Source organism: Herbaspirillum huttiense, assembly GCF_047300815.1.
Lineage (GTDB): Bacteria > Pseudomonadota > Gammaproteobacteria > Burkholderiales > Burkholderiaceae_D > Herbaspirillum > Herbaspirillum huttiense_A.
In genome coordinates this window covers 3,364,121-3,377,070 of the sequence record NZ_CP178608.1, presented here as the reverse complement: position 1 = coordinate 3,377,070, position 12,950 = coordinate 3,364,121, and the positions used below count along the sequence as shown (strand labels likewise).

General features: G+C 64.1%; 9 protein-coding genes. 6 read left to right on the top strand and 3 right to left on the bottom strand.

The genetic code is table 11. From position 1 onward, the window contains the following. Positions 1-158: 158 nt before the first annotated feature. A complete protein-coding gene (ppc, locus tag ACLRDN_RS15505) occupies positions 159-3,074 on the bottom strand; it encodes a phosphoenolpyruvate carboxylase (protein ID WP_413457022.1) in 2,916 nt (971 codons plus the stop codon). A gap of 257 nt (positions 3,075-3,331) precedes the next feature. Between ppc and hemC the strand changes: the two genes are divergently transcribed. The 5 genes from hemC to ppa all read left to right on the top strand — a co-directional run bounded on the left by hemC (position 3,332) and on the right by ppa (position 8,345). Next, the gene (gene hemC, locus ACLRDN_RS15500) at positions 3,332-4,288 is read left to right on the top strand and encodes a hydroxymethylbilane synthase (RefSeq protein ID WP_413457021.1); all 957 of its coding nucleotides are present in this window, start codon (positions 3,332-3,334) and stop codon (positions 4,286-4,288) included. Next, positions 4,272-5,069, top strand: a complete 798-nt coding sequence (locus ACLRDN_RS15495) for a uroporphyrinogen-III synthase (RefSeq protein ID WP_413457020.1) — start codon at positions 4,272-4,274, stop codon at positions 5,067-5,069. Before hemC ends, ACLRDN_RS15495 begins: the two co-directional genes overlap by 17 nt. Positions 5,070-5,104: 35 nt before the next feature. After that, a complete protein-coding gene (locus ACLRDN_RS15490; RefSeq protein WP_413457019.1) occupies positions 5,105-6,313 on the top strand; it encodes a uroporphyrinogen-III C-methyltransferase in 1,209 nt (402 codons plus the stop codon). Between the two features lie 20 nt (positions 6,314-6,333). Further along, positions 6,334-7,533: a heme biosynthesis protein HemY gene (locus ACLRDN_RS15485; protein ID WP_413457018.1), complete on the top strand. Its 1,200-nt coding sequence runs from the start codon at positions 6,334-6,336 to the stop codon at positions 7,531-7,533. Between the two features lie 278 nt (positions 7,534-7,811). Then, positions 7,812-8,345, top strand: coding sequence for an inorganic diphosphatase (gene ppa / locus ACLRDN_RS15480; protein ID WP_006463345.1), 534 nt, complete (start codon positions 7,812-7,814; stop codon positions 8,343-8,345). Between the two features lie 102 nt (positions 8,346-8,447). Here the strand turns inward: ppa and ACLRDN_RS15475 are convergent, their stop codons facing one another. Beyond that, positions 8,448-10,151, bottom strand: coding sequence for a peptide chain release factor 3 (locus ACLRDN_RS15475; protein WP_413457017.1), 1,704 nt, complete (start codon positions 10,149-10,151; stop codon positions 8,448-8,450). 244 nt (positions 10,152-10,395) lie between these two features. Further along, positions 10,396-11,973, bottom strand: coding sequence for a DUF3300 domain-containing protein (locus ACLRDN_RS15470; protein ID WP_413457016.1), 1,578 nt, complete (start codon positions 11,971-11,973; stop codon positions 10,396-10,398). Between the two features lie 452 nt (positions 11,974-12,425). On the opposite strand from ACLRDN_RS15470, the gene ACLRDN_RS15465 reads away from it, so the two are divergent. Then, positions 12,426-12,884: a GNAT family N-acetyltransferase gene (locus ACLRDN_RS15465; protein ID WP_413457015.1), complete on the top strand. Its 459-nt coding sequence runs from the start codon at positions 12,426-12,428 to the stop codon at positions 12,882-12,884. Positions 12,885-12,950 lie beyond the last annotated feature (66 nt).

The following is a 12,950-nucleotide window of genomic DNA, read 5'->3' as shown; positions in this document are numbered from 1 at the left end:
CCGCAACAGCTTGTTGCTTCGTCAAATGTCATATCAGCCATCTGTTATCGGCATGCAAACGCTGAACTTGAGACGGGGCGTCTCCTGGCCGTAATCCAAACAAAAAGGGCTGCCCGCATCGGCGGGCAGCCCTCTTGCTGGCATGACGACAGCCTTGCTCAGCCGGTATTGCGCAAGCCGGCAGCCACGCCGTTGATGGTGAGGTGGATGCCGCGCTGTACGCGTTCTTCCGGCGTGCGCTTGGCGGCGGCCGTGGCGCGGTGGCGCTTGATCAGCTCGACCTGCAGGTGGTTCAGCGGATCGAGATAGGCGAAGCGGTTCTTGATCGAGCGCGCCAGCAGCGGGTTGCCTGACAGGCGCTCCTTGGTGCCGGTGATGGCCGAGAGCACGCTGGCGGTGCGCTCATGCTCGCCGGTAATGCGCCCGAAGATGGTGGTGCGTAGCTTGCGGTCCGCCACCAGTCCGGCATAGCGCGAGGCCACGGCGAGGTCGGTCTTGGAGAGCACCATGTCCATGTTCGACAGCAGGGCCGCGAAGAATGGCCATTCCTTGCACATGGCGCGCAGGGTGGCCAGGCGCTTTGCGCTTTCCTTGGCATTGCCGGCTTCTTCCAGCCAGCCCGAGACGGCGCTGCCGAAGCCATACCAGCCCGGCAAGAGCAGGCGGCACTGGCCCCAGGAGAAGCCCCAGGGAATGGCGCGCAGATCTTCGATGCGCTGGGTTGCCTTGCGCGAGGCCGGGCGCGAACCGATGTTCAGTTGCGCGATCTCGGCAATGGGCGTGGCGGCGAAGAAGTAATCGGTGAAGCCCGGGGTCTCGTAGACCAGGTTGCGATAAGCGCGGTAGGCACGCTCGGACAGTTCTTCCATGACGCGCTCGAATTCGGCCAGCTTCCTGGCTTCCTTGCCATCGGTGGCAGCAGGCATCAGGCTCGCTTCCAGGGTGGCGGCGACCAGCAGCTCCAGGTTGCGGCGGCCGATTTCCGGATTGGAGAACTTGGAGGCGATGATTTCACCCTGCTCGGTCAGGCGGATCTGGCCGTTGACCGTGCCCGGCGGCTGCGCCAGGATGGCCTGGTAGCTGGGGCCGCCGCCACGGCCGACGGTGCCGCCACGGCCGTGGAAGAGGCGCAGCTTCACGCCGGCTTCATTGAACAGTTCCACCAGCTGGTTTTCGGCCTTGTAGAGCTCCCAGTTGGAGGTGAGGAAGCCGCCGTCCTTGTTGGAATCTGAATAGCCCAGCATCACTTCCTGCAGCTTGCCGTGCTTGGCGATGAGTCCCTTGACCTGCGGCAGGGTCAGCCAGCCGCGCATGATCTCGGCCGCACAGCGCAAGTCGGGGATGGTCTCGAAGAGCGGAATGACCATCAGCTCCAGCTCGTGCAGCTGGTTGCCTTCGATGTGCAGCAGACCCGTTTCCTTCTGCAGCAGCAAGACTTCCAGCAGGTCGGAGAGGGTTTCGGTATGCGAGATGATGTAGTTGCGGATGGCGCGTTCGCCATAGCGGCGGCGGATTTCACGCGCCGCGCGCAGAATGGTCAGCTCGGAATTGGTTTCATCGGCGTACTGCAGGTAGGGCGAATACAGCAGGCGCGGCCGGGACAGTTCACCCAGCAGCAGGGCGATCTTGCGTTCTTCGGTCAGGCCCGCATAGTCGGCCTCGACCTGGGCCTTGGCAAAGAGCTCGGCCAATACACGCTCGTGCACGTCCGAGCTTTGGCGCATGTCCAGCGTGGCCAGGTGGAAGCCGAAGATTTCCACGGCACGCTTCAATCCGGCCAGGCGCGGCTTGACCAGCGCGGCCCCGTGATTGGCCTGCAGCGAGGCCACCAGCACCTCCAGTTCAGCCACGCATTCGGCCGGGCTGGCGTAGGGGGCGGCCGCACCGATTTCCTGACGCAGGATGTTGACCACGCCCAGCGAACGGGCCGTGGCGGCCAGGCGCGCATAGATCCCGATGAGGGCACGGCGGTAGGGTTCGTCGGCGCGGTGCTCGGAGTGGTCCGGCGAGGCATCGGCCAGGGCCAGCAGTTCCGGGCTGGCCGTGACCATCAGGGTGGAGATGGACATCTCGGCCCCCAGCGTGTGCACTTCGTCGAGGTAGTAATCGAAGATGGTGGTGGACTGGCGCTTCAAGGCATGCTGCATGGTGGCGGCATTGACGTTGGGGTTGCCGTCGCGGTCGCCGCCGATCCAGCTGCCCATCTGCAGGTAGGGCGGCAGCTCCACGGCGCGGGTCTTGGCGCGCGAGGGGAACTGGCTGTCGATCTCGGCTTCGATGTCGTCATACAGCGCAGGCAGCTCGCGCAGGAAGGTGATGCGGTAGTAGGAGAGGGCGTTCTCGATCTCGTCGGCCACCGTCAGCTTGGTATAGCGCAGCATGCGCGTCTGCCACAGCGTGGCGATGCGCGCGCGCAGCAGTTCGGTGTTGTGGCGCAGTTCGCGCGGGGTCAGCGGCAGGTCCCGTTCGGCCACCAGCCGGGCAATCTCGCGCTCGGCGTCCAGGATGGACTTGCGCTGCACTTCGGTCGGGTGGGCGGTCAGCACCGGAGACACCAGGGCTTCCTTCAGGAAGCTGCGCACCTGCGCGCCCGAGACGCCGGCATCATCCAGGCGCGACAGCGCATAGGCCACGCTGCCGGGCTGGGCTTCGGAGCCGGCCAGCAGGTGCGCGCGGCGGCGGCGGTTGTGGTGCTGGTCTTCGGCGATGTTGGCCAGGTGCGAGAAATAGGAAAACGCGCGCACCACCGAATTGGTCTGGTCGCGGGTCAGTTTCTTCAACAGCTTGTCCAGCTCGGCACCGGCCTTGGCATCGGATTCGCGGCGAAAACGCACGGCGGTCTGGCGGATGGTTTCCACCACCTCGAAGACTTCGTCGCCCTCCTGTTCGCGCACGACTTCGCCCAGAAGACGTCCGAGCAGGCGGATGTCTTCCTTCAGGGGCGCATCCTTGTCGGTGCCGCGCACGGGTTTGGTGACGGTCTTGCTGGCCGGGCTGCGCTTGGCGGCAGCGGTGGCGCGGGGAGTGGAGGGAGTGGAACGGGCACTGCGTGGTGTTGGATTTTTAGTCGCCATGATCAACGGTTGCTGCGGTTTTCGGAGGAGAAAGTCGTGCTTGTGGATCGGATTGCCGTGGGTGTGCGTGCTAGAATTTGGCTCGTTTGTTTGCCTCGTTTTTGTGTGCGTCTCGCTTCTGGTCGCTGTGATCGATGTGCGTTGCTGCTTGCCCCCGATCGCTTTTTTTAATCGTATTGTTCAGTCTGGATGCGCCGGTCTCCTGCTTTCCCTGTCTCCTCGGCCGCGGGTGCCACGACTGAATCGGAAAGCCCGTCTTGAAAGAATTTCCTCCTTCCAACATCGTCATCGTCTCGCGTGAAAGCCGCCTTGCCATGTGGCAGGCCGAGTACGTGCGGAACCGTCTGGCGGCATTATATCCGCAGTGCAGCATCAATATCCTCGGAACCACCACCCGTGGCGACCAGATTCTTGATCGTGCGCTCTCCAAGGTCGGCGGCAAGGGCCTGTTCGTCAAGGAACTGGAAGTAGCCATGGCCGAAGGCCGCGCCGACCTCGCCGTGCACTGCTTGAAGGACATGCCGATGGACCTGCCCGAAGGCTTCGAGCTGGCCGCCATCCTGGAACGCGAAGACCCGCGCGACGCCTTTGTCTCCAACGACTATGCCTCGCTCGATGCGCTGCCTGATGGCGCCATCGTCGGCACCAGCAGCCTGCGCCGCCAGGCCATGATCGCCGCGCGCTATCCGCAACTGGTGGTCAAGCCGCTGCGCGGCAATCTCGATACCCGCCTGGCCAAGCTGGATCGTGGCGACTACGCCGCCATCATCCTGGCCGTGGCCGGCCTGAACCGCCTGGGCCTGAAGGCGCGCATCCGCTCCTTCCTCGATCCCGAACAAAGCCTGCCCTCGCCCGGCCAGGGCACGCTGGCCATCGAGATCCCCGAAGGCCGTGACGACATCAAACGCCTGCTGGCCCCCTTGCACGACGAGCCGGCAGCCGTGGTCTCGGCGGCCGAGCGTTCGGTCTCGCGCATCTTTGGTGCCAGCTGCCAGATCCCGCTGGCGGCCTACGCCACGCTGGACGGTGATCGTCTGCACCTGCGCGCCATGATCGCCACCCCCGATGGTGCACAAGCCGCTGCCGCTGAAGCCGAAGGCTCGCCGGATGCGCCCGAGGCGCTCGGTGCGCAAGTGGCCGACCTGCTCAAGTCGCGCGGCGCCGATGCCATTCTGGCGGCCTGCAAGGCCCAGGCTGATGCCGCTTCGGCCTGAGACCGCTTCAATGCCGCCGGTGGTCGTGACCCGGCCACTGCAACAGGCCGGCGCCTTTGCCGTGCGCGTGCAGCAGCTGGGCCGGCGTGCCGTGGTGTTTCCGCTGCTGGCCATCGGCCCGGTGGAAGATGACAGTGAACTCAAGGCCACGCTGGCGCGCCTGCAGGACTTTGCGCTGGTGGTCTTCGTCAGCCCCAATGCCATCGATGCGGCCTTTGCCCATCTGCAGCAATGGCCGCGCGAGGTGCCGATCGGCATCGTGGGGGAGGGCAGCAGGGTGGCCTTGTGCGGGCATGGCGTCGATGCGGGCAACGCCACCCTCTACGGCCCGCAGCGCGCTGACAAGATGGATTCCGAGGAATTGTTCAAATCCCTTCCTTTGGAACAATTGCGCGGCAGGCGCGCTCTGATCGTGCGCGGCCAGGCCGGCCGCGATTTCCTCAGTGAAGCTTTGCAACAACAGGGCGTGGAGGTCGAATTGCTCACCGCCTACCGCCGCCTGGCCCCCGAACTGAACGCGCAAAGCCGCCTGCAACTGCTGGATTTGCTGGATGGTGGCGCCGACTGGGTCATCACCAGTTCCGAGGCCTTGCGCAATTTGCTTCACTTGGCAAGACTAGCCGGGGGCGAGGAACGTGTGGTAAAACTGCAACGACAACGCATCGTCGTCTCTCACCACAGGATCGCCGAGACCGCGCGGGAGCAGGGTTTCGTGCAGGTGGTCCTGACCGGCTCGGGAGATGAACGCCTGCTTGCCGCCCTTGTTCCACCCGCTCCCTGAGTGGCCGCGTAATTTGCCGCGTTACAATCCAGCCCATGAACGAACAGCAACCCACTCCCCAATTGCCGGAGCCTCAACCGCAAGCCAGCCACGGCGCTGGTGCTGCGGCCCCGCAGGCGTCCTATACCTTCACTCCCCCGGATGGCACGGCCGTGCTGCGCCGCCGCCAGCGGGCGCAGACCATCGTGCTGCTGCTGGTCATCGCCGGCCTGGGCGCACAGTGGTGGGTCTCGCACACCGAACTGCGCGACCTGCGCAGCGAAGTCGCGCAGCGCCTGCAGAGTGGCGACAACAGCAGCAATGAACTGAAGGGTGTGCTCAAGGCCGTGCAGGAGAGCACCAAGGAACTGCAATCCAAGGTCAGCGTGCTCGACAGCAAGCAGGCCGAGTCCCAGAGCCAGCAACTGGCGCTGGAACAGATGTACCAGGACCTCAACAAGAACCGCGACGACTGGGCTCTCTCCGAAATCGAGGAAGTCCTCTCCACCGCCGACCAGCAGCTGGAGCTGGCCGGCAACGTGCAAGGCGCGCTGATCGCCCTGCAGAATGCGGACAAGAGCCTGTCGCGCTCGGACAAGACGCAGTTCATCGCCATTCGCCGCGCCATCGCGCGTGACATCGAACGCTTGAAGGCCCTGCCGACGGTGGACATCGCCGGCATCGCCGTGCGCCTGGACAGCGCCATCGGCCAGGTCGACAACCTGCCGCTGCTGGTCGATGAGCGTCCGGTGGAATCCGCCAGCGAGCCCAAGCCGCAACCGGTGAAAACCGCTGCCGCCGAGAAGCCCGCCGCCAAGGGCGAGGCCAGCCGTGCCAAGACCAAGGCTGAAGCCGCACCTGCCGAAGCCTCGGCCTGGTCGCAATGGCTGGCCGGTGCCCGCGAAACCTGGCAGAGCATGAGTACCGAGATGTGGTCCGAGCTGCGCCAGCTGGTGCGCATCCGCGAAGTGCAGACCCCCGAAGCCATCCTGCTGTCGCCGGGCCAGGCTTATTTCGTGCGTGAGAACCTCAAGCTGCGTTTGTTGAATGCACGCCTGGCGCTGCTGTCGCGCAACGAGTTCGCTTTCCGCAATGACCTGTCCTCGGCCCAGGACACCATCGCCAAGTATTTTGATACGCGCGCCAAGCAGGTCCAGACCACGCAGGCGCTGTTGAAGCAGGTGCAGGGCAGCAATGTCTCCATCCAGTTGCCCACCCTGGCCGAGAGCCTGAACGCGGTGCGCAACTACAAGGCCCGTCCGTGAGCCGCTGACGGGAACCTGATATGAAAATACTGCTCTGGCTTCTGACCCTGTTTGCCTCCGCCATCGGCCTGGCCGTGCTGGCGCGCTTCAATCCCGGCAACGTGGTGCTGTTCTATCCGCCGTACCGCATCGACCTGTCGCTGAACTTCTTCATCTTCGCCGTGCTGGCGGTGTTCCTGGCCATCTACGTGGTCATCCGCGCCATCCGCCTCACGCAAAAGCTGCCCGGCCGCGTGATCGCCTATCGCCGTGCCAAGCGCGAGAATGAAAGCAACAAGGCCCTGCGCGATGCCCTGAAGGCATACTTTGAAGGCCGCTTCGGCCAGGCCGAGAAGTCCGCCACGCGCGCCTCCGACCTGCCCGACAACGCCGGCGTGGCGGCCCTGATTGCGGCCCGTGCCGCGCACCGCATGCGCCAGGGCGACCGCCGCGACATCTGGCTGGCCAGCACCGAAGTCGATCCGACCCTGAAGGCCGCGCGCCTGATGACGGCGCTGGAACTGCAAGTGGACGAACACCACTTCAAGCAGGCCCTGGAAACGGTGGAAGAGTTGAACGCCAATGGCACCCGCCACATCCAGGCCCTGCAATGGGCATTGAAGGCCAACCAGCAAGCCAAGAACTGGCCTGAAGTGCTGCGCCTGGTGCAGACCCTGGACAAGCGCAATGCCCTGCATCCTGCCTTGTCGAACCGCCTGCGCGAGATGTCCTACGATGCCTTGCTGTCGGACCGCGCACACGATGCCGAATCGATTCGCCTGTTGTGGAACGGCGTGCCCGGCGTGGACAAGCTGAAACCCTACATCGCCGCGCGTGCCGCCCACGCCTTCTCCAGCCGTGGCCTGCATGACGAAGCGCGCAGCCTGCTGGAACGTGCGCTGGCCGCGGACTGGGATATCCGCCTCTTGCGCGCCTATCGTGAATCGACAGCCGAGGCCGGCTCGCCGGCCTTGCTGTCGCAGATCGAGCATTGCGAATCCTGGTTGTCGAAGAATCCGACCGATGCCGAACTGGCCCTGACCCTGGGCATGTTCTGCCTGCGCCAGAAGCTCTGGGGCAAGGCCCAGCGCCATCTGGAGCAAGCCCTGTCGGATGCCATCGAACCCCGCACCGTGCGCGAATCGCACCTGGCCCTGGCCCAACTCCACGAGGCGCTGGACCAGCCCGACCAGGCGGCCGGCCACTACAAGCAATGCGCCCTGGCCACGGCCATCCGCTGAACTTGTTGCGCCACTGAATGACCAAGGCGGAAGCGGCGCAAGCCCTTCCGCCTTTTTCATGAAGGCTGCCGGGCCCTGTCATGTTGGCGTAAGTTGCACCGGCCAAGATGCCGGTCTGAGCCTGAATGCCGCTATAATTGCCGCTTTCCGGTGTTTGGCAGGCCTGAATTGAGCATTAAGCCCAGTTTAATGCTCATTGCATCGAGCATTAAACAAGGATGCCCTTGGCGCTGCCGGCCCGAAAACCGCTTTTCGTTTCTTTCCCTAGTGAGAATCCCATGAGCCTGAACAACGTCCCCGCTGGCCGCGACCTGCCCAATGACTTCAACGTGATCATCGAAATCCCGATGAACGCCGATCCGATCAAGTACGAAGTGGACAAGGACACCGGCGCCATCTTCGTCGACCGTTTCATGGGCACCGCCATGCACTATCCGTGCAACTACGGCTACATCCCCCAGACCCTGTCGCAAGACGGCGACCCGGTCGACGTGCTGGTGATCACCCCGTTCCCGCTGATCCCGGGCGTGGTGGTGCGCTGCCGTCCCATCGGCGTGCTGAAGATGGCCGATGAATCGGGCATCGACGCCAAGCTGCTGGCCGTGCCGGTCGACAAGATCCTGCCGATCTACACCCACTGGCAAAAGCCGGAAGACTTGAACGAACTGCGCCTGAACCAGATCAAGCACTTCTTCGAACACTACAAGGACCTGGAAAAGGGCAAGTGGGTCAAGGTCGAAGGCTGGGAAGGCCCGGACGCCGCCCGCGCTGAAATCCTGGCCGGTGTGGAAGCGTTCAAGAACGCCAAGTAATTCCCCGTCAGCAAGACATAAAAAATCGCCCGACAGGTTTGCGCCTGTCGGGCGATTTTTTTCGTGACCGGCGCGTGGCCGGTCAATCTGTTCAACGCCGGGTCAGTCCAGCTTGGCAGCGTGTTCGCGGGTGGCGTGGAAGGTGATCTCCGGCCAGCGTTCCCGGGTCAGGCGCAGGTTCACGCCGGAGCTGGCCAGGTAAGCCAGGTTGCCGGCCGCATCGATGGCCAGGTTGGCCCCGGCCGAGGACTTCTCGAAGTCGGCCAGTTTCTTCTTGTCATCGCAGCTGATCCAGCGCGCGCTGCTGATGCTGGTGCCTTCAAAGACTGCATCCACGCCATATTCATTCAACAGGCGGCTGGCCACCACTTCGAACTGCAGCACGCCCACCGCGCCCAGGATGAGGTCGCTGCCGGTGACGGGTTTGAAGACCTGCACCGCACCTTCTTCGCCCAGCTGCTGCAGGCCCTTGTGCAACTGCTTGATCTTGAGCGGATTGCGGATGCGCGCCACGCGGAAGAAGTCCGGTGCGAAGTAGGGAATGCCGGTGAACTGCAGCATCTCGCCTTCGGAGAAGCTGTCGCCGATCTGCATGTTGCCGTGGTTGGGCAGTCCGATGATGTCGCCGGCATAGGCTTCTTCCACCTGTTCGCGGCTGGAGGCCATGAAGGTCACCACCGAGGATACCTTGATGTCGCGGTTCAGGCGCAGGTGCTTCAACTTCATGCCGCGTTCGAAGCGGCCCGAGCACACGCGCAGGAAGGCGATGCGGTCGCGGTGCGCCGGGTCCATGTTGGCCTGGATCTTGAAGACGAAACCGGAGAAGGGCTCTTCGGTCGGCTTGACCTCACGCACGGTGGCGTCGCGGCCGCCCGGACCCGGCGCCCAGTCCAGCAGCGCGTCGAGGATCTCGCGCACGCCGAAGTTGTTGATGGCCGAACCGAAGAAGACCGGCGTCTGCACACCAGCCAGGAAGTCTTCCAGGTTGAAGGGGTGGGAGGCGCCATGCACCAGTTCCACTTCCATTTTGAGCTGTTCGATTTCCAGCGGGAACATCTCGGCCAGCTTGGGGTTGTCGATGCCCTTGATGATTTCCACGTTGCCGTTGGCGCGTTCTTCACCGGCCTTGAAGAGCATGATCTCATCGCGCAGCAGGTGATACACGCCGCGGAAATTCTTGCCCATGCCGATCGGCCAGGTCACCGGTGCGCACTGAATCTTCAGCACCGACTCCAGCTCATCGAGCAACTCCAGCGAATCGCGGGTCTCGCGGTCCAGCTTGTTCATGAAGGTGATGATGGGCGTATTGCGCATGCGGCAGACGTTCAACAGCTTGATGGTCTGTTCTTCCACGCCCTTGGCGGCATCGATCACCATCAGCGCCGAGTCCACGGCGGTGAGCACGCGATAGGTATCTTCCGAGAAGTCCTGGTGGCCCGGGGTGTCGAGCAGGTTGACCACGTGGTCGCGGTACTCGAACTGCATCACCGAGCTGGCCACGGAAATGCCGCGCTGCTTTTCGATTTCCATCCAGTCCGAGGTCGCGTGGCGGCCGCTCTTGCGCGCCTTCACGGTACCGGCCAACTGGATGGCGCCCGAGAACAGCAGCAGCTTTTCGGTCAGCGTGGTTTTACCGGCGTCGGGGTGGGAGATGATGCCGAAGGTGCGGCGGCGCTTGACTTCGCGCGCGATCAGGTCGGAGGAGACCTTGGTGGCGGCGCCGGACGTACTGGCGGCGTTATCTGCATCAGCGGCCTCAGGGGCGGCGCCGGCGACTTCGGGGAGTTCGTTGCTGGGTTCTTGCATGGCGGATCGGTCGGGGTGGGAGCCGGGCGGAACGCGGCCCCTGGCGCGGCTGGACGATCCAACCCGCATGGCCTTGGGCTGCGCGCACTGTTCCTTTGACAAGGAGGCGCCGCACGCCCTGTTCCGACAGCTCTGGAAAACCCGAGATTATAACTGAAGCAGCCCGCTTGCCCGCATGTTTGCTGGTGGGCAACGTGCGAGCGGCGGGCCGTTCAGGCGACGACCGGGCAGGGCGGCTGCAGGATCAGGAGCGTTCGTCGCGGCGATCCTCGCGCCGCTGATGGGCTTCGCGCTGCTGGGCTGGCTGCTGGCGCGCCTGCTGCTCGCGCTGCGCTGCCTGATGCTGCTCCTGTTGCTGGCGGGCCTGCTCTATCTGGCGATGCTGCTGGTCACGTTGCTGGTTCATCATCTGCTGCTGGCGTTGCTGCTCCTGCTGTTGATGCTGGCGCATCTGCTGCTCACGCTGTTGCTGCTGCAATTGCTGTTGCTGCATCTGCTGCTGGCGTTGTTGCTGCTGCTCCACCTGTTGCTGGCGCTGCTGCCACTGGCGTTCCTGGGCCTGCTGCTGCTGGCGCTGTTCCTGGGCTTGCTGGTCGCGCTGTTGCTGCTGCCCGCGGATCATTTGCTCGCGTTGACGCTGCTGGTCATTGGCCTGCTGTTCACGCTGGCGTTGCTGGTCGATGGCCTGGCGCTGGCGCAATTGATCCTGCTGTGCCACCCGCTGCTGGACGTTGTCGGCCACCGGCAGCGGACGCGCCAGATTCGCGGGGAAGGGCTGCCCCGCTTGCGGTTGCGGGCCATGTCCATTCCACTGTGGTGCGTGCTGTGCTTGAACCACGTTCTGTGGCTGGGGCCCGGCCAGTGGACGCTGCCCCGGCGGCGGGGCCAGCGCAGGGGCTGGTTGCTGCGCAGTGCGGCCACCGGCGTAACGCGGGTCGTGATGCCACACCACCGGCCGCTGGTTCATGCTCACGTTGCGGTTCACGTTGACGTTGTTGTTGACGTAGCGGTTGTTGATGACGTTGGTGTTGTTGATGGTGTTCACGTTGGTCACATTGGTGACATTGTTGATGCGCGTCTGCGTCACCATCACCTGGCGCTGGCGCCAGTCGGGGCGCGCATCGCCAAAGACCGCACTCATGACACCGATCCCCACGCCAAAGCTGATGCTGGCCGAGAAGCCCGGCTCATAGCTGGGCGGGCGATAGCGCGGCGGCGGCGCCCACACCACCGGCGGGGCCGACGGCCACCACCAGCTGCCATACACCACGGTCGGGTTGTAATACGGCACGTAGACCACCTGCGGATTGACCGGCACGATCTCGATGACTTCATCTTGCACCACCACGCGCTGCTGCGGGCTCGATTCGAGCGTGCCGGCGATGCGGGCGCGTTCGCGCAGGTTCTGTACCGTGTCCATTACCGAGGGCTGCTGGGCGAGGAAGGCCTGTCCCAGTTGCTGGGTCCAGTCCAGGCGATCATTGAGCATGGCCAGCACCGAGGGGAACTGCACCAGCGCCTTCACGCTCGGGTCCCACGGCATGGTGGCCACGGCGCGGGCCAGGCCGTCGCCCTGCAGGCCGGGCCGGGCTTCGACGAAGCGCTGGGCCTGCACCACTTCGAGCGGATAGGTCGAGGCCATCAGCACCTGGGCCAGCAGCGAATCGGGATACAGCGCCACCGGGGCCAGCATCTGGTCCAGTTGCTGCTGGGTATAGATGGGCGCGGGCGGCGGCGCATAAGCGGTCTGCGCCTGCGCGGGCAGGCCTGAGACCAGCGAAAAGACCAGGCAGGTGGCCCAGGCCAGGGATGTCTTGTTCATGTCGTTCTCCTTGCCGGATGGCGTGCGGCGGAAGGAGGCAACAGGCCGTCAATCGCTTCCGGGGCACAAGGTGAAGCCATGCTCTGCCAACTTGAGTGCGCAAGGTGTAACGGAAGTGCAAGCAATGTTTCAGCACCGGTGCGATGGCGAGCCGGCCTTGCCCGACGGAAAGCCTTGCGCAAGGCGGGGGCTGCTGTGGCATCATGAACGGCCACGGCACGAATCTCATCTACGGAATTGATGAATCGCACGGTGCTCATCCATTGTGCAGATCAATCATTCATTAGCTTCACCCGCATCGCAGCGGCCCGCCACGATGGGTTGCCACGCTTTGCGACGGGGGAGGAGAAACGTTCTAAACTGTTTTCTCAGCATTCGCGCAGGGCCGCAGGCCTGCAGCAAGTACCAAGGCAAACTTTTTACGACAACAAGCCATCAAGCAAGGAACGACCATGAGCCATCACCTGATCTGGCGGCGCGATGATTTTCTCATCGACACCGATCCCGACCGGCTGGACATCCCCCTCATCCACGACGTACTGACCCATTCGAGCTGGTCGCCCGGTATCGACCTCAACACCGTGCGCACGGCGCTGGCCAACAGCCTCTGCTTTGGCCTCTATCGCGGCAAGCAGCAGATCGGCTTTGCCCGCGTGGTGACCGACCACGCCACCTTCGGCTACCTGTGCGACGTCTTCGTGGTCGGCGACCTGCGCGGCCAGGGCCTGGGCCGCTGGATGATCGAATCGGTCAACCAGCATCCCACGCTGCAGAAACTGCGCCGCGTCATGCTGACCACGTCCACCGCACCGTGGCTGTATGCCAGCTGCGGTTTCGAGGCCATCAATCGCGGTGACTTCGTCTGGCATATCTCGCGTCCGGATATCTACAAGCAGGCCGCGCAGCAGTAAATTGTTTCCTCCCGGATCAGCGGAGCGCAGGCGTGCCTCCGCTGGCTTTCCTGATGCGTCCTGGCT

Excerpts from the sequence above, each read along its gene's own strand:
- ACLRDN_RS15465 (WP_413457015.1), top strand. The coding sequence starts at position 12,426 with ATGAGCCATCACCTGATCTGGCGGCGCGATGATTTTCTCATCGACACC.
- ACLRDN_RS15475 (WP_413457017.1), bottom strand. The coding sequence starts at position 10,151 with ATGCAAGAACCCAGCAACGAACTCCCCGAAGTCGCCGGCGCCGCCCCT.
- ppa (WP_006463345.1), top strand. The coding sequence starts at position 7,812 with ATGAGCCTGAACAACGTCCCCGCTGGCCGCGACCTGCCCAATGACTTC.
- ACLRDN_RS15495 (WP_413457020.1), top strand. The coding sequence starts at position 4,272 with ATGCCGCTTCGGCCTGAGACCGCTTCAATGCCGCCGGTGGTCGTGACC.
- ACLRDN_RS15490 (WP_413457019.1), top strand. The coding sequence starts at position 5,105 with ATGAACGAACAGCAACCCACTCCCCAATTGCCGGAGCCTCAACCGCAA.
- ppc (WP_413457022.1), bottom strand. The coding sequence starts at position 3,074 with ATGGCGACTAAAAATCCAACACCACGCAGTGCCCGTTCCACTCCCTCC.
- ACLRDN_RS15485 (WP_413457018.1), top strand. The coding sequence starts at position 6,334 with ATGAAAATACTGCTCTGGCTTCTGACCCTGTTTGCCTCCGCCATCGGC.
- ACLRDN_RS15470 (WP_413457016.1), bottom strand. The coding sequence starts at position 11,973 with ATGAACAAGACATCCCTGGCCTGGGCCACCTGCCTGGTCTTTTCGCTG.